This window comes from Pontibacter pamirensis (assembly GCF_010015475.1).
Lineage (GTDB): Bacteria > Bacteroidota > Bacteroidia > Cytophagales > Hymenobacteraceae > Pontibacter > Pontibacter pamirensis.
The window spans coordinates 1-17,495 of sequence record NZ_SSNI01000048.1; the positions used below are offsets into that span (position 1 = coordinate 1).

The following is a 17,495-nucleotide window of genomic DNA, read 5'->3' on the forward strand; positions in this document are numbered from 1 at the left end:
GCGCCCGGCGTGGGTGAGCGCCGACAGCTGGTACGCCTCCGTAGAGAACCTGAAGTTCCTGAGAAACCAGGAAGTGGGTTTTCTGGTGGGGCTGGAGGCAAACCGCACCGGTTGATGTTGACAACACAGCAGAAAGCTTCCAATGGAACAATCACCTGGCAGCACTTCATCTATGAAAAGCTCACCGATGATGCTTTTAAAATGACATTTGAAGTGAGCAGGGATGGCAACACCTGGCATATGGTTGACTACCTGGTTTTCAACCGTATGTCAGCAGGTTAAACCGGAACAGGTGCAAAGATGTGCATTAGGCAGGTTTTTACACCGGCAGCCTGCCAGGAAATCAATTACTTCCAGCAGGAACAGGTGAGAGTCCACTTGGTGTGCTGAATCCCTTCATCATACATGGACCCGCAAAAGTGAAAGATAAAAGTGGCATTATAGTTATATTTAATAGTCCTGTTCTGTTTATCCGTTGATGTGGACAGCCAAACGGAACAAGCCCTGTTTAGCTAACAGTTGGCGGAAGTTCCTACCTCATGTAAAAGAATAGTTTCGTCTGTTTCCAACACCTTGTATGATGATTTTTTAAGAATAGCACCTTATAAACTCGTTAAATGAACATCGTTAAACGCATAACAGACCTGGGTACAAATAAGCAAACCGACCCGGTCTATAATAAGCACATAAGGTTTACCAATTCGGTAGCCTTGTTTGTTTGCTTTTTTATCGTTCAAAACGCCGCCTTGGCTTTTTTCTACAATCAGCCTCTCCTTCTTTTGGTTTACATGCTGCATTTTATATCGATTGCCCTAGTGCCTGTTTTTAGTTATAGGGGGAAAAGGGTTCTGGCCAGCGCCTGGTTTAGTAGCGTGGCCATCCTATTCGTTACTTTTTATTCTATTGAGTTCAACTTGGCCAGCTATAATTTTGTTTTTCTGCCAATGATTGTGTTTTTGCAGTTCTTTCTTTTCTCTGCCACAGAAAAAAAGCAAATTATCATCTTCACAGTCATCACTATAATTTGTTTTGCGGGTGCCATAGTATGGCAAGAACTGCAAATGCGTTTGCTTATACCTGTTCCTAAAGGGCTTTTGGAGGCACAAAGGTGGAATTCACTAATCGGCATCCCTTTTTTAAGTATAGCTTTTGGTATTTATGCCCATTCTACGATTCATGATGCAGAGCAGGAGGTGGCCAGGGAAAAAGAAAAAACAGAGCAACTTCTGCTCAATAATTTGCCCCAAGCTGTGGCGGAGCGGTTTAAAAATGACCAGTCATATTTAGCAGAAGGCTATCCATCGGTCAGTGTGCTTTTTGCCGACATCGTGGGGTTTACCCGCTTTTCAGAAAAGGTAGCACCTGATGACTTGGTCCAATTCCTGAATGAAGTATTTTCAAAATTTGATTCCTTGACCGAAGCCTTTGGGTTGGAAAAGATTAAAACCATTGGCGATGCCTACATGGTGGCCGGAGGGGTACCTGTCCCTTCGGATAATCATCTGCAAAGGGTTTGCAGGATGGCAATCAAAATACAAGAGGTCATTCAGGAAATCAAAAGCCCTGATGGAGAACCGTTGCGTATGCGCGTCGGCATCAGTACCGGACCAGTAACAGCGGGTGTCATTGGGGTAAAGAAATTCATTTACGACCTGTGGGGCGATACAGTCAATACCGCCAGTCGGATGGAATCACTTGCTGAAGGTGGAAGTATTCAGATAACCGGCGACGTCTACGAAATTATCAAAAATGAATTTGACTGCATAGCACGGGGAACGATTCAGGTGAAAGGCAAGGGAGCCATGGCGACTTATTTATTGATAGGAGCCAAGGCATGAACGGGTGAATAGCACTTGTCTTGTCCTGATATAGGTTGATAAATTTTTCTCTTGGAGATGGTTTTCTTCAGATGCTTTTACAACCAACAGTCTTTGTACTTACCATGATAGGTGTTATAGGAGTCTTTCAAACCATCTCTTTATGAAGCTTAACCAAGCTATTTCCAGAAAATAGGATAATAGATCAAAAAGAGCATCTAAGCAGGGATTCCGGGGCGAGTGTCTGAATGGGTATTTTGTACCTACGAACGGTTTTGAGCCTATATGCTTTCAATGACAGTTTTAAGTTTCTGGCTCACTTCTTTGGCTATTGCTTCTAAGTCAGCATTGCCTATGGCTGACATGGATTCCATTGGGTTGATAGCGGTTACCTCTACCTCCCCGTTCTCATGTTCCTGCACCAGCACGTTGCAGGGAAGCATCACGCCAATTTTATCTTCTTGCCCGATTGCCTCATAGGCAAGCTTCGGGTTACACGCACCCAGGATTTTATACTCCCTGAAATCCACATCAAGCTTTTCCTTTAACTTTTCCTTGAGGTCAATCTCTGATATCACGCCGAAGCCCTCGCTGCCAAGAGCGGCTCTGGTCTTCTCTAATGCATCCTGGTAGCTGTAGTTTACTTTTTTGGTGATGTGGTAGTTCATAGCAAAAAAATGGATGGTGTTTCCTTAAATACGAGAAGATGATGCGCGTGTTTATGTACCAGTTAGTCCACACATTAACAGGCCCTTGCTCCTGAAATCAGGGGTTATAAAAGCAAGTCTACATCCTGCCAGTGTAACAAAAGTCACACACTGGTTCTGATTAAAGAGTTAACTTTGTTGGCTACGCCGGTTCTGGAGTACGGACTGAATAATCAGTCTCAGCCTTCTTTTTACCGTTAAAAGAAAAGAAGTGCCACTTTCTGCCGCTGTTGCAAAGCGTTAACCTGACACACATGCCCTCATCGGCTGTTTTGGAAGGCTGAAAACCTCCAAATCCGTGAGGCTAATGCTTTTAACAGTCACTTTATTACGGGTTAAGAGAACCTGGGAGTAGTAAACAAAATATCTGACTAAGCTTCCTTTATATGCCTATTGAACTTCCACTTATCACAGATCCTGTTTTGCTTGAAGAGATAGAAAAGAACGGCAAAATTCAGGAGTTTGAGCCTGGGCAGGCCATCATTGAGCCGGGGCAGTACATCAAGATGGTGCCCATCATCCTGGAGGGGTCTGTTAAAGTGATGCGGACCGATGAAGAAGGGCATGAGCTGCTGCTCTACTACATCGAAGGCGGGGACACCTGTGCCGTTTCCCTGACCTGTTGCAGTACCTCAAGCCCCAGCGACATCAAGGCAGTGGCGGAGGAAAGAACAAGGGTATTGGGAGTTCCTGTCCGGAAGCATGAGGAGTGGACGAATGAGTTTCGCCAGTGGAAGGACTTTGTCGCCATGACCTACCAGAAGCGCTTTCAGGAGATGCTCAGGGCCATTGATGATGTGGCCTTCAGGAAAATGGACGAGCGCCTGCTCCGGTACCTGGTGGTCAAGTCAAAGCAGCTGAATACGCTGGAACTGTCGGTTACTCACCAGGAAATCGCCAATGAGCTGGGCACCTCCCGGGAGGTTATCTCCAGGCTGCTCAAGCAACTGGAGAACCGCAAGTTGGTGGAGCTGGAAAGAAACAAAATCTATGTGCGCCATGATCTGGAACAATTCCTCGAGAGCCTTTCCCGCTAAGTCGGCCTCTGTTTATACAGGATTATATATAAGGGGCTTAAGCTCCTTTCGTAAAGATATTCTTCCAGTAACCTTCATTTATAAGAGTTTCCTGTTTTCCCAAGTTCTACAAAAGGGAGCGTAAGCCCTTATGTGACAAGAGTCACAGACATTGCCTTGTATGGTATCTACCTTTGTATCATATATTCAGACAAAAGGAAAACGATAGGAACATGAAAATAAAACAATTTGAAGACAAGGGACTGGCGCATTACTCCTATGCTGTGCTCAGTGAATGCGAACGGGAAATAGTACTCATAGACCCTGCTCGCGACCCACAGTCCTACTATGACTATGCAGCGGCGAACAACGCAAAAATTGTGGGGGTGATAGAAACGCACCCCCACGCGGATTTTGTGAGTTCGCACCTGGAGATACACCAGCAGACCGGCGCCACTATTTACACCCATAGCCTGGTAGCGGCAGACTACCCACACCAGGCGTTTGATGAGGGCGCTGTGCTGGAATTGGGTAAAATCAAGCTCAGGTCGTTGCACACACCCGGTCACTCCCCGGACGGTATCATCATTGTGCTGGAGCACGAGGGAAAAGACAAGGCTGTGTTCACGGGCGACACGCTTTTCATTGGTGACGTAGGACGCCCGGACCTGCGGGAGAGTGCGGGCAACATTACAGCGAAAAGGGAAGAGCTGGCCCGGCAGATGTACCACAGCACCCGTGAAAAGCTGATGAAGCTGGACGATAATGTGGAGGTGCTTCCAGCCCACGGCGCAGGCACCCTCTGCGGAAAGGGGCTGAGCGAGGCTAACAGCAGCACCATTGGTGCGGAGAAGTTCGGGAACCTTGCCCTGCAGGAGATGAGCGAGGAGGCTTTTGTGAAAATGATTACAGAGGACCAGCCTTTCATCCCGAAGTACTTTGGCTATGATGTGGACCTGAACAAAAAAGGAGCGCCGGCTTACCTGGAGTCCCTGCAAGGGGTAAGGGTGCTGAAGAAGAACGCGGTGCCTGAGGCGGGTGTTCTGGTAGTGGACGGACGACCACAGGAGCAGTATAAAAAAGGCCATATAGCAGGTGCCATCAACATCCAGAACGGAGATAAGTTCGAGACCTGGCTGGGCAGCATCGTGGGGCCGGACGAAAAGTTCTTCTTAGTCGCAGCGTCAGAAGAAGCCCTGAACCAGCTAATGGAGAAAGCAGCTAAGATTGGCTATGAACTGTTAGTGGAGGGGGCCTTTGTGTATGACAAAGAAGGCGGTAAAGCAAGCGAGGCTTTCGACAGAGAGACTTTCAAGGCCGAAGAGAATGGCTTTACCGTGGTTGACATCCGCAACAGCAGTGAGACAAAGGCCGGCAAGTTCTTCCAGCAATCCATCAACATTCCCTTGCCTGAACTGCGGGAACGAGCCAGGGAGATTCCGACAGACAAACCCGTGGTGGTGCACTGTGCCGGAGGATACCGCTCTGCAGCCGGAAGCAGTATTCTGGAAAGCCTGCTCCCGGTAAAAGTGCTGGATATGAGTGAAGCAGTGACAGCGTTAAAAAACAATTAGGGATTTTGTACAATTACCCAAATATTCATTAAGCCCACTATACCTGTAAATCAAAAGAAGGATGATTCATTTAAAAATTATTAAAATACCATTAGTTTGCCTCGGTTTAAACATAAGATTTCAAGAATAATTCTTCTCTCCGCTTTACTATCTTCCAGTATCTAATCTGTACTTCTTTCATCCATTCATCATGCCTACTAACATTTTCTTCACTACAAATGTGAAGCTCAGCTAACAAACTAAGGCGACTGCCGTTTGGAGAAATAGAGCACCGCATGATTTTTTTAACCTAAAATATCGAGCAAGCCATGGATTTTAATAAATTGAAAGCGAGACAAAGGCAAGACGAAATCTCCTTTGGGGTGCGAGCCAGCCTTAAGGCGCCGACGATCAAAGGCAATCGAGATGGTGATCTCCCGTACGAGAAGATAAAGCGATGGCAGTGCGTTTTGGATAGAAATCGGATAGTGCTGGGCTTGAATCGCCTTGGGATACTTTGTCTATCCCTCGTGTTGATTTTTGTTCTCGGTGCATGCGAAGACTTGGAAGACTTGGTGGATAAACCAACGGATAATGGGCAGTCAGGTGCCTACAAACTCTATGAGTCGGTAGGCATCCAGATCTCGGGCAGGAGCGGCGAGAACATCCAGTTCGGCGACTATTTCAGCGATATGACGGAGGTCTGGTCGGGTAACCGGGCTGCAGGCGACGGTACGGGTTTCGGCGACTTTCGCGTAACGCTCCCAGTAAATATCGAGGTGAGCGACAGCCAAGACGACACTTTAATCGTTAAAGACATCTTTGGCGATAACAAATTCACCTGGCAGCGCCTCGAGTCGCTGAGCGATCAGGCCCGCCGTGTCGGTGGAGTGTTTGAGGTGGACATGCCCGTGCTCATCCGCGTATCCGACAGCAAACGCATTTTGATCGACGTAGAAGATATTTTCGGCGACAACTCCTTCACCTGGACCGTCGACACGACGGACACGATCTTAGACGTGGGTCAGATCGTCGGCGGGGTGGGTGGCCCCTTCCGGATCGCGATGTCCGTGACGATTGAGGTGTTCGACAGTCAGGATGTCGAGGTCGACGTCGAGGACGTGTTCTGCGATATGAATTTCACTTGGAACGGTGGCGCGCAGAGTTCGGCCAGTTTTGTTGGTGGGTCAATGGGTATCGAAATGCCCCTAACGTTTCGGGTAGAGCGCAGCGAGCGGGTCAGGATCAACCTCGAGGACACTGCAGGGGATATGAAGCTCAACTGGACCGCAGGGGGTAGCGAAGTCGTCGGCGGCCCTATCCGTTTCGACGTACCGACGAACTTCATCGTCGTCAATAGCCGCGACGTGAACATCGACTTCGAGGATCAGGCCGGCGACAACATTCTCAACTGGGTGCTCAAGGGGCAGGGGCAGAACCCCACGCCGCCGCAGCTAAATACCCCGGTAACTGCCTCGACCCCGGCTGTGTTCCGTGTGATAGACAGTAGGGGAGTGAAGATCAACAGCGAAGACTTCTTCGGTGACAACGTGTTTGTATGGAAAGGCCCGTTTCCCCAGGAGGCCCGCCCCGGCCTGGATGTCGCCGTCTCGGTTTGGGCGCCTACGACGTTTGAGGTAAAAGTCAGCCAAGATGTCAACATCGACGCGGAGGACGTCTACGGCGACAACGTGTTCGCGTGGTACCCACCCAATATCGACCAAGCATCGCCTCTCCCAGCGTCGGTCTACAAGGTTGTCGGGGACGTGCGACGCGATGTGGTGGGCAGCGACTCGGTGATCATCGAATTTGCGAACTTGAACAAGGGCAACCAATACCTCTGGGGGCCTGCACCTGAATAAAGTGAGCTATATCACGAGGGGGGCCGAGTTTAGGCTCTGAAATTGATTTGCCGTACGAGGTGGTGAAGCGCCGGAAGCGGGTCTCGAATAAGGAGCCGATCGGAAGCATAAAAAACTGTGGGGCAAATAGTTGTGATGGTTCTATAGATGCGCTACATTTTTGAGCAATTCTAATACCAAATAAATCAAAGAACCTTCAACAGTAGAAATTTATTGAAGGTCTATGGGATGAGTAAAGAACGGAGATTAAGGAAAGTGCTGAGGAATTGCTGAAGAGGAGTAGAAAGATCTCCCACCCCTTAGCGCATGCACGTGTACGGGCCTTTTATTTGTACAAGAGCGGAAAGAATATGGAGTATGGGAAAATAGCCAAAGAAGTTGGTTATGGCGCTCATGCGGTAGGGCAGTGGTTCAGGCTTTATAAGGAAAAAAGCCTGGAAGCTTGTCTGGAGATAAATCCGGGAGGCAACAAAAGAGAGTCAGTCATAAGTGGGAAAGTACTGGAGGAATTGAAAGGAAAGCTTTCTGATCCGGTCAACTACTTTACTTCTTATAAAGAGATTCATGAGTGGCTGGAAAAGGAGCAATTAGAAAGAGTTTGAAATTACAGTTAAGAGCTGACACTTGTAGTTCAAGGGGTATGGTCTTAGACCTGATGTTCAGTTGGTTCAGTTCCCTGAGAACACGTCCTATCTCTGTCTCCGGAATGTTGATCATAATTAAGATATTTTTGTCAATGTAGCCAAAACGCTCCTGTACAACCGGAAACGCTTTTATAAATGTAACTACACCTCACTAATTGTGGCTCCCAAATATTGTTCTAACCTCATCACGCCTAGATATGTTGAAACTCAGTTATACAAATTCTAAACGCATTCCGCGCTAACTTCGCGCCCGAATATACGTCCGGCCTGACCAAGTGTTGAAAGTCCTCCCATAATCCCATGCTGCTCCAATAGCACAAGAACACTTTCATCTTGGAGCAGAGCGCGGAGCGTCTCAAGCTCTTGTTCCTCTACACCAGCCTCCTGACGCAGCTGTTGTAGTTCGGGTGTCAAACCCTCCGAGCGGACGACGTGAATAGCTTGAGCCAGTATCTCGGTTGATGGCAAGTAATGGGCTTCGAGTTGCATTATAGCTTCGGCGGAAAGAGACGGTAAAGTTTCTGCTTTTGCTATCAGTTCTCCTGTTAACTGCCTGTAAAAATTTGCTTGCATCTGTATAGCTTGGTAATCGCCTGCTTCCAGAGCGCCCATCATTCGTCCATGAATGATACTACGTGCTTGGTCGCGCGCTGTTATAAAGAAGACCGAGAGCAAAAGATCACGGATTGCTGTAAACTCAGGGTTTGTTAATATTGGAGGCATTTCAGGCAGAGGTTCCACACTTACTGACTCATGGAAGTGGGGATCTGGCTCAGGGGGATCAAGAGCCACCGCACCAAATGCCGCTGCTGCTGCATATGCTTTTGCGGCCATAGCGAAAAGTGCAGGGGCAGTTGGCGCGGTAAATATACCTATAAAAGCCGCAGCAGCCCCTATAGCGAAGCCAGCCGCCGCAATCATGGCCCCTTGAGCTGAGAAGCCAGCCGCGAGTTTCACCTCCGGCACCTTAACAGTAACGGCAACCTCTAGAGAGGATACAGCTGGGTAAAGATTGCCATATTCGTCCTCCAATGTGAAGTTGACAGTATATCTGAACGTATTGATTGTTGGACCCTTGATAAGCCATGTTAGCTTTTGTATCCAATCCCAGTCTTTTTTCAAGGGAAATCGAAGGATTGATGAGTTAGCTCCCACCTCTATTGAGGTATCGGAGTTCACTCCACGGTCCGAAATGGCACTTGCATTATCAGTTTCTTCAAGGGCTGCTTCAGCACGTTTTATCTTCGCATGAGCGTGATTTTTTAACTTGCCTTGCAAAAAATAGTTCTCTTTCCATTTGATATCTCCTGGCGTATCTATCCATTCCCACCATGTAGCGTCTACTGGCTCTGGTATGACATGGAGCTTACGATCACGGACGAAAGGACCTTGATCCTTTCCTTCTCCAGTTACCAAGAGTCGCAACCCATTGGTTCCGACCTTGTACACGCTGTCGGCCGCGTCATCGGATGGTATTATGTTTAATTCCTGAATGACGGCTATCCCAGGGGCCTCACCTACCGGGTTGTATGGTTTAAAAGCCACACGTCCACTTGTCCACACTAAGCTTCCGCTTGTTTCGATATCAGCGCGAACAGCATCTCCTGGATCTGTAGCAGCGATAAAGCTTCTTAGTACTGACCAACGTATGGGAATAGCCTCACCGGGATATATTGTACGCCGGACAGAGAAATTGACAGAAAAGTAGATAATTCTGAATCCAACCGCAGAATTATAGTCGGCCCTATCAATCTGCCATGTCCGTGCCAGATCATTTAATATTATACTGTTCTCGAGTTGAAGAATGCTGTCAGGCATAATATTTATATTTTAAGTACGGAAAGAAACTCCACTATCAATGGCGGTAAGTAACTGTTAAAGCAGCTTAAGGGACAGGCTGTGATAGAATGCTTGGGAAGCAGTGAAAGGGCAAATCTTCTTAAAGTTTACATTGAGCATCACATAAAGAAACTGTGCATGATGCTGGTTTTTTAATCTAATATATATAAGTCATTAAAACTGTATGTTTTTAAGTTGTATACGTAAAATTGTTAATATAAGGCAATTGTATATAAATATTTTAATATTAAAATTGTTGTTAACCAGAATAATAAGCTATAGGTTTGGTTAATAAATTATTAATGGTGTTGTCATATGATTCAAAAGCGGGAGAAGAAAAGAGTATTCGTCCGCACTCATTTCTAAGCGAGGAGGTGTTCGAGCAGCTGTCACCAGCTATTGTCCCTGGAATGGGAGTAATATAAGCCGTAATATGCCTGGTTAAGCAATTACTTCGAACCTACCCACACCCAAGCGACCAATTTAAGGTCCTGAGGTTTCTGCTGCGGCTTGCCGCAGCGCCTCAATAAAGTTGCGGTTTTCACGGGCCGTCATGAATTGAAGGTTGCCACCATCGATCGTGCTTATTAGCGGACGCGCGTCTTTCAGCCTAACCGCATCATCGACCGCTTTGCTATGGCCGACAATGCCATGGTCAAAATCCACGTGCGTTTGCACCCGCTGGGCCTTTGGCCCCTTCGTGCGGATATGTATTGTCCAACTTCGTGTCAGCCTGTTCTTGCCAACAATGATACCGGCGTGCTCCTTGAGATCATTCACCAATTGATTGTCATTGCCGATCCTGCGCATGGCTCTGGCTCGCCATTTTTTATATAACTTGTCTCTAACGAAGTTATTGGGATTGGGCGGGCTTTTAGACCGCAATGCCTGTTCAAGCTTGCGGTATACCCCTTGGCAGGCTTCAAGAGCGTTATCTTGGCCTTTCGGCAATGCGGCGTTCCAATGCCGGCGAATACGGTCGGTTATGCTAGCTGCAATGTCTTCGGCATCCTGTAGCGTGCTCTTGGCCATCTTGGATGCAGGCTTTCCCCATGTGCGACCCAGCAACCGACCTAAAACAAGTGGTTGGCGACGGTTGAGGAACATGAAGGCCCGAGCGGTCGGCGTGGCTATCTTTACAACTTTGGCAATAGGCAATGTGTATTCAACAAAGGCTTGATCGATTTCTCGCATTAATCGCGCTTCTCCGTCGGTCAACCGTAACCTTTTCCCTGCAGCGCGAGCTTCGCGCATCCGCTTTAGAAGTTCCGCAACTTTTCGAGGGTCGATGTGCCTTAGGCGGCTGAGAATCCGCAGGAAGGCGGTAACGCTGGTGCGAGCGGACATTGCTACGCGCGCGAGACTTCTACCGGCGAATACGATTGTCTTCGCCGCAGTCAAACCAAGCTTTGCAACCATGGCTGCATCGCCGGCCAAGCCTCCGCCAGGCATCAGCGAGATCACTACGAATACACCTTCAAGGATGCGCTCACCGGTGCTAAGCTCATTACCACTCATATCTAATCCAGTAACAGCCGAGGCAAATGAACCGGCTGTACCATGGGTCATCATATTGATTGCCATAGCGACCGATTGCAGGCCAGCCCTCGATTGGAAAAAAGGGATTGAACGAGGGTCTATCACACCCGGATGGCGTGGCATATTGCCCTTCTCATATTCCATCACGAAAGCCTCGACAAACTGGTAGTCGAGGCCGGTTTCGTCCACGTATCTCTGAATCTTTTCTCGCCACTCCTGATTTGCACGATAGACTGGATCCTGTTCCATTGCTCTAGCTCGAGCCGCAATTTGGCGGCGTGTGCCGGCTTTAACTATCTCAAGGTACTCTTTTCCAATAGTCCGGATCATCATCCAAGTAAGATCTGGGTCGATATTCGGGTTTCGTTTAGCAAAAGCACGGAAAGCAGCGTCAGCAAGCCTTTCTGCATCTTGATCGTTCTGAAGAAGATGGCTGCTGAATTGTTGCCGTACCCTGAGCGCCAGCTCGTTTAAGTCCTTTGCCTGTGATGCAAGACGCTCGCCCATCTGCGTAAGCGCGAAGCCTGTGCTGCGCTGCTGAAAACTGATGCCGAAGTCAGTAAGACGAGACTCTTCAGCTGCTAGCCTGTTATATTTTGGGTCAGATGCTCCCTCGCCCGGCGAAGGGACGACATCCACAGATGCAAATGGATCCTTCGCTTGATGACGTTTAAATTGCGCCCCTATCAAGTCTGTGTCTGGAAATTCCTTACCTGTGTCGTTTCCCATTGTATTTGATTTACTCCGGATCGTCTATGGGTAACATTGGTTCCACCGCTCCATTGATGATGATCTTCTTCTCGATGTCCGGATCTTCGCGTTCGCCGTTGAGGATGCGATCAACGAGCCGCAGATTCTCGAGTTCTGCCTTGCGCACCTCAGCTTGTACTTTCTTGACGTCAATGGCGCGGTGTAGCATCTTAAACCGCTCTATCAACGATGATGTGGCCGGTAGCGCTTCAATAAACAAAGATCCGGTTGGCACAATGATCTCTTCGCCGTTGCGGTGTGGTGCCTGAATCAATCTCTGGTACTGATCCATGAGCTGCTGCCGAACTTTTTCGAACTCTGTGTCGCTCAACTTCCTGTTTAGTTTAACAACATAGTCGGCAAACTCCTCCAGTGTCCAGTTTCCTACATCGTCCGGATCAACAACTTCCTCGAAACCCTGAAGTATGTATGGATCCGCCATAAAACGGGTAAGTGGGTTTGACACTTTCAGTGCAAAGATCATGTAGTTGCCAAAGTAACCAAGGAGGTTATCCAGATCCGCAACTTGGGAGAGTGGCTTAGTCTCAAGCCGCTCAAATTTCGTGACGATCTCGCTCTCATAGACTGCTGTTGGTTGGCTGATGCCGGAGCCTGGAATGGTGCGATGAGCATACGCCGTCATGGCTCTGCGTACCGGCGTCACACCAGTCGGGAAGCTATACCAGCTTTGATGCCTGAACGTCGGCACCGGCACTTCGTGGAGTCGCAGGTACCGCTGATCCGGTGGCTCATGATTCCAAATCGCCTGCATGTAATGAAGAATGTTTTGCTTGATGTGCGTGCGCAAGCGAAGGATCTGTGTCCGGTGATTCAGATTCTCGGAAAGCGCCTTTGCATAGGTCTCCGTGAGGGCGTTAAGTGCCGTTACTTCGCGCTCCACGCGCATCAAGAGGTCCCTTTCTTCATCCGCCGTGCGCTGAATCACATCTTTGAGCGTGTCTTGGCGGCTGTCGCCGAGTTCCGGTGTGTCCGGGTGAATGAAGTCGCCAACCGCATCGTAAACGTCCTCGACCAGTTCCACTGCTTCACCAACTACAGGAATGCCAGAGAACCATCCACCGTCGTTACCCTTTTCCTTGGCAGAACGCTCCAGCAACGAGCGTTCGAGCAAATTGCGATATGTGGCGACCCGGGAACGAACAACCGCGAGTTCACGCCGCAGTTCGGAAATGAGACGTCGCTGCTGCTCAATGTTCTTAAGCATTTCAGCCAGCGCGGCCCGGTCGCCGACCACTCTCTTGCTCAAATAATCAAGGGCAGGGATGAATGAGTCGTCTAGAATCGTACGTCGCAAAATCCAGTCATGGCTAACAAGCCATGCCTCATTGATCTCATGTGGCGCCGGCATCTCTTGGGCAACGAGCACGACCTCAGTTAACTGATGAAGGCTCTCTGATACTGCGTAACGTCTCTGCAGCTCATAGAAAAGGAAAGTAACTGCAAGCTCATCGTTTGGATTTGAGATCTCGCCAGACTCCACGGTCTCTACGCTCTCGATATCTTCGGTGTTGACCTCAACGGTTAACTCGTTCTTGAACTCCTGCGCAGCCTTGATGACGGACTCCCGGAAGCTGCGCTTCACTGATTCCGATGTTTCCCCGACGTCACGGTCGAACGAAGTTTTGAACGTGTTTTTGCCCGTCGCATCCGTGCCGCTGCTAGAATCCGAACTCAGATGGAAGTCAGTCTTCGTATTTGCCTTGCGTATTATTTCCTCTTCGGCACGTGAGGTCGTGGACATTTCATCTTTGCGCACGCTTAGGTGATTTTCGACTTCCCGCTCCGCGCGCTTGCGCTGACGCTTGACAGTTCGAGTATACTTCTGCACTTCCTTCGGCGCGAGGGTGATTGTCTTCGCCAGCTTGCCAGCTTGATAGTCTCCAGGTGTCCATTTCTGCCGGTAGGTTACAAGTAACCCGAAATTTACGCTCCGCTCGCGTCGGTTCGCAGCGAATGTGGTGAAAGAATAAGGCTCTTGCAGGCGTTGCTCAAGCTCGGCAATGAGGTCCGGGAGTGGCGTGTGGGGTTTGTCCGGATACTCTGTGCGTAAACCGTCCAACATACCAACATTGCCGCCGAGTATACCCGTTTGAGCAAGTGGATGCCCAGATAATTGTGCCCCCCCCTTCGCGACCGTACTCAAGGGTTCGGCGGCGCGGCGCATAGCAAAGTTCACCGCGGCAGCTTCACGTTTCAGACCCAACACGGGGTCAACAATGATGCCGTCCGGTGGCGGCTGACCACCGGTAAGTACGATTTCGTTGTAGGCGCTTTCGGCGATATCAAGCACGCCTTGATCAATTGCTTCCTGCCACACATGGCGAAATGCAACTTGGAGATTGTAGAAGTCATAGAACGCAGGTGTGTCTGCGGGACTTGGCTTGAACGCGAGATCCTGAATATTTTCGGTGACTGTCCCTTGCGTGGTGCGTGGCTCGAGACCGGCGAGCACTCCTTCCTCTGGTGATGTCATTGTGTCAACAAGCCGTGCGAGATAGTGTGGAACGTCCGATGATTCTATCATTTCCACGCCGCTACCGGGCGTGTCCAGCACGTTACCCTGGGGCGAATCATCATCCTCACCTTTGAGTGCAGCAAGTGCTTCTATTTCTTGTGGCGAGGCCGTGCGCCGGATTTGATCCGAAGGATTTGTGCGCAAATAAATAGGGCCGCTCTGAGCTGGCCGATCGGGACCGAGAAGTGATTGCAGATCTTCAACGGAAATCTTAGACTCGTTATCCAGTTTATCTTGAATTGCGCGAGCCTGGTCCTCAGTCAATGCGAGGCGTGCAACGGACTTTGGCCGAGTGCCTCCTTTACTGATCACGTCTTTAAGATCGGCATCGACAACTCCGCTGTGTACAGTCTGCACTGAGGCATTAGGCTCCACGAATGTTCCGGATATTAGCTGTTTTGGACTGACTGCGCTTAAACGATCTGCGAGCGCGGGTCTAATCTCTTTGCGGAAGACGGACATTTCGCTGCGTGCCTTCGCGACTTTCAAAGTCACTGCCTCTTGTTCCACATCCGCGACTTCCACGTCACGCGTTGCGCGAGCAATTAGTCGCTTCCGCATTAATGCAGGCGGCTCGGCCACCCCATCATCTAATTCGCCTGGTAGTGCGATTCCGTTCATTTCTAGATCGTTGGCAGGGATACGGATTTGATACGCCTCACAAGGACTAGCGTTCTTTCGCACAGTGGGGGCGATGAAGAGCGGCTGACGTGCACCAGCGGTTTCCTCTGGCGGGAATACCGTAAGGAGCAACTGCACTCGACGTCTATCGGCTCCTTCAGTGTTGGCCTCCGCATATTCCATCTTGAACTTGCCGTCGGAATCTGTGATCGCGGACGCCAGGCGCATCCATTCATCTTCTGGAGCAACAGCCGTAGTTACTTGAGAACTCACATCAAAGGCGGCCACCATGAGATTTGGGACACCACGCCCTGTCTCTCTGACAATTATACTTCCGAATACTGTGTTCATAAAGGATCCTCCGAGTTATTTTGTGGACCAGAATGAGTAATCAATGAAGTGTGCGCACCACTATAACTTCCACCGGCCGCATAGTGTGCACGAGTGAAAACAGCCTATTAAGAAAAGTATAATCATTACATTCATACCCTTTGTTTACCTAGGATTGTCAAGATTACACAGCTCAATTCTGTCTATTGATGTAGCTTATCGGTTATTTCAGTGACTCTGGATTGTTTTTGTCGCTCCGTCTCATTTTTCCTATCAACTACGACAATGAATAGTTATAAAATGGGGTTCATAATCATATATACGTTTTGGATTTAAAAAGTATAATTAATTATGGAAAATTTTAAACATATTGGGTTGTAGATTAATCATTGACTATGCATTACTTGACATGTTCATCAATACCCTGAAAATATAATTCATATAAATAGACAGCCAGGGAGGGTGCTTCTATGCTACATAGGTACAGCTAACTCACCGATGCCATTCCTCTTAATTGTATAACGTTGCTACCAAAAAAAATAAATTGAGACAGTTGTTGTTGACTCAAACTTGCCTTCTGCAGGAATGTTTTCCAAGTTAGGTTGCCTAGCAACATGTTATATTATTTTTTACTTATATTTAGCTGGATATGCTCCGGAATGGTAACCTTATAGTTCTGTAAATGGTGTAAATATAAAGGACTGAGTGCTACAGCAACATGCTATTATGCCCGGTGGCAAAGCAAATAATAATGACACTCCTGTTTAAGGTTTATATAATATACTCGTCTGGGCACCTTACCCGTTGTTTATATGGTTGCCATACTATACTAAACAGGACAAACTAAATTACGAGCGGTTTTATCTAACCTTATTCCCTTTTTTTCAGTAGTTGCGAATCAGTTAAAATATATTGCATGCGTATTACAAAATTCAAGAGCGTTTTATACACGCTGCTGCTTTGCATTGTGCTTACTCTGTCTGGATGTTTTAAAAAACAGAGTGCCGGTGACGAATCTGATACGGAAATAAATCCGACAGCACAAACCGGGGAAGCAGCATCTCCAACTACTGCCACAACTGCAGAAAACGCCGCTCCCTCAAAAGTAAATGTAAACTTGTACCTGGAAATCTCCAACGGGATGAAAGGGTTTATGCCCTCAGCCACTGCCGGAAAAGAAGCTACTACCTTCCAGAACAACCTGAACAAGCTGCTTTCAGAAGTACAGGATGGGCGTTATGTGGCAAACAAAGGCTTCTACCTTGCGAAAGAAGATGCGAAGAGCCGCCCGGTACTGGACAGCGTGTCTTATAATACCATTAAAAGCTATATCGTCAGCGGAATTAAGGATGATGTGCGTGGCACACCGCTTCCGGCCATGCTGCAGGCGGCTTTGCAGAATTCTATAAACCAGGAGGCAGTGAGTATAATCATTTCTGATTTTATACATGGTCCCGATCCGCGCGATCAGGGTCAGTTTATCTCCCTTGACTCGGATATCAGGAGCAGCCTCAGAGAAGCAGAGCATCAGGGTTTGGCCATTGCCATACTTGCCAATACCTCCGAATTCTTCGGCACTTATCATCCTGCAGTGAAAACACCGGAATTAAGGCGAACGCTGAATGGCGTGGAGATACCTTATTATATATGGGTGATTGGAAAGCAGCAGGACGTACAGCTGGTTACAAACAAGGTGCTGCGTAACCTTCCCCTACAGCAGGCTTACTTTGGTTTTGAGTATGAGTCGGTCCCATTTTCTGCCTTACTGAAAGAAAAAGCATTCAAGCCTGCCGGTATCGTTTACTGCAGCAGTCGCAATGCCGACCCCTGCACCTCGGTTAACCTGCAGCCTGGTAAAAATGAGCCGGTAGAGTTTACGCTGGGGCTAGACCTGAGGCTTTTACCGGCATCCATGCAAAGTGTAGATTACCTGAAGCGCAACCTGAAGGTAACCGGCAATGGGAGCAGACCAGCTTTAGTATCGGTTACGGCAGCCGATGAAAGCATTAAAGCAACACCCGACCTGGCGAAGTATTCTCATTTCGTTCGGGTGCAGGTGCCACAGCTCACCGCTAACTCTGGCTCAATCTCTGTGCAGTTGCCGCAGGTTTCTCCGAACTGGATAAAAACCTGGTCTACCGACAACGATAACAACCCAGTAGCAGCACCGAAACAAACCTACAAGTTTAGTAAAATAGCTGATGGTGTTCAGGCATTATACCGGGACCAGAGCGACTACGTTTTCAATGCAACTACACAGTTTATTAAAGCAGATTAACCT

Annotated in this window: 11 protein-coding genes and 1 pseudogene; 8 read left to right on the forward strand and 4 right to left on the reverse strand. The window is 48.4% G+C overall.

What is annotated here, in order from left to right:
• From E1919_RS28295 to E1919_RS23740, 3 genes and pseudogenes are all read left to right on the forward strand, one after another.
• Positions 1-106 (forward strand): annotated as a pseudogene (locus E1919_RS28295) (IS701 family transposase); the annotation flags it as partial.
• An 8-nt stretch (positions 107-114) separates the two neighbouring features.
• Positions 115-282, forward strand: a complete 168-nt coding sequence (locus tag E1919_RS23735; RefSeq protein WP_162055903.1) for a hypothetical protein — start codon at positions 115-117, stop codon at positions 280-282.
• Between the two features lie 335 nt (positions 283-617).
• The gene (locus E1919_RS23740; protein ID WP_162055904.1) at positions 618-1,838 is read left to right on the forward strand and encodes an adenylate/guanylate cyclase domain-containing protein; all 1,221 of its coding nucleotides are present in this window, start codon (positions 618-620) and stop codon (positions 1,836-1,838) included.
• A gap of 260 nt (positions 1,839-2,098) precedes the next feature.
• On the opposite strand, the gene E1919_RS23745 is transcribed toward E1919_RS23740, so the two are convergent.
• Positions 2,099-2,485 (reverse strand): DUF302 domain-containing protein, encoded by a 387-nt coding sequence (locus E1919_RS23745; protein WP_162055905.1) that lies wholly within the window; start codon positions 2,483-2,485, stop codon positions 2,099-2,101.
• A 425-nt stretch (positions 2,486-2,910) separates the two neighbouring features.
• Between E1919_RS23745 and E1919_RS23750 the strand changes: the two genes are divergently transcribed.
• The 4 genes from E1919_RS23750 (at position 2,911) to E1919_RS23765 (ending at position 7,557) form a co-directional block, all read left to right on the forward strand.
• Positions 2,911-3,561, forward strand: a complete 651-nt coding sequence (locus tag E1919_RS23750; protein ID WP_162055906.1) for a Crp/Fnr family transcriptional regulator — start codon at positions 2,911-2,913, stop codon at positions 3,559-3,561.
• A gap of 212 nt (positions 3,562-3,773) precedes the next feature.
• The gene (locus E1919_RS23755) at positions 3,774-5,114 is read left to right on the forward strand and encodes an MBL fold metallo-hydrolase (RefSeq protein ID WP_162055907.1); all 1,341 of its coding nucleotides are present in this window, start codon (positions 3,774-3,776) and stop codon (positions 5,112-5,114) included.
• A 308-nt stretch (positions 5,115-5,422) separates the two neighbouring features.
• A complete protein-coding gene (locus tag E1919_RS23760) occupies positions 5,423-6,955 on the forward strand; it encodes a hypothetical protein (protein WP_162055908.1) in 1,533 nt (510 codons plus the stop codon).
• Positions 6,956-7,305: 350 nt separating this feature from the next.
• Positions 7,306-7,557, forward strand: coding sequence for a COG3415 family protein (locus tag E1919_RS23765; RefSeq protein ID WP_162055909.1), 252 nt, complete (start codon positions 7,306-7,308; stop codon positions 7,555-7,557).
• Positions 7,558-7,821: 264 nt separating this feature from the next.
• Here E1919_RS23765 and E1919_RS23770 read toward each other — a convergent pair whose 3' ends face one another.
• The 3 genes from E1919_RS23770 to E1919_RS23780 all read right to left on the reverse strand — a co-directional run bounded on the left by E1919_RS23770 (position 7,822) and on the right by E1919_RS23780 (position 15,235).
• Complete coding sequence (locus E1919_RS23770) at positions 7,822-9,417, reverse strand: hypothetical protein (RefSeq protein WP_162055910.1); 1,596 nt, start codon at positions 9,415-9,417, stop codon at positions 7,822-7,824.
• 504 nt (positions 9,418-9,921) lie between these two features.
• The gene (locus tag E1919_RS23775; protein WP_162055911.1) at positions 9,922-11,706 is read right to left on the reverse strand and encodes a hypothetical protein; all 1,785 of its coding nucleotides are present in this window, start codon (positions 11,704-11,706) and stop codon (positions 9,922-9,924) included.
• Between the two features lie 10 nt (positions 11,707-11,716).
• The gene (locus tag E1919_RS23780) at positions 11,717-15,235 is read right to left on the reverse strand and encodes a hypothetical protein (RefSeq protein WP_162055912.1); all 3,519 of its coding nucleotides are present in this window, start codon (positions 15,233-15,235) and stop codon (positions 11,717-11,719) included.
• An 895-nt stretch (positions 15,236-16,130) separates the two neighbouring features.
• On the opposite strand from E1919_RS23780, the gene E1919_RS23785 reads away from it, so the two are divergent.
• A complete protein-coding gene (locus E1919_RS23785) occupies positions 16,131-17,492 on the forward strand; it encodes a hypothetical protein (RefSeq protein WP_162055913.1) in 1,362 nt (453 codons plus the stop codon).
• The last annotated feature ends 3 nt before the right edge of the window (positions 17,493-17,495 follow it).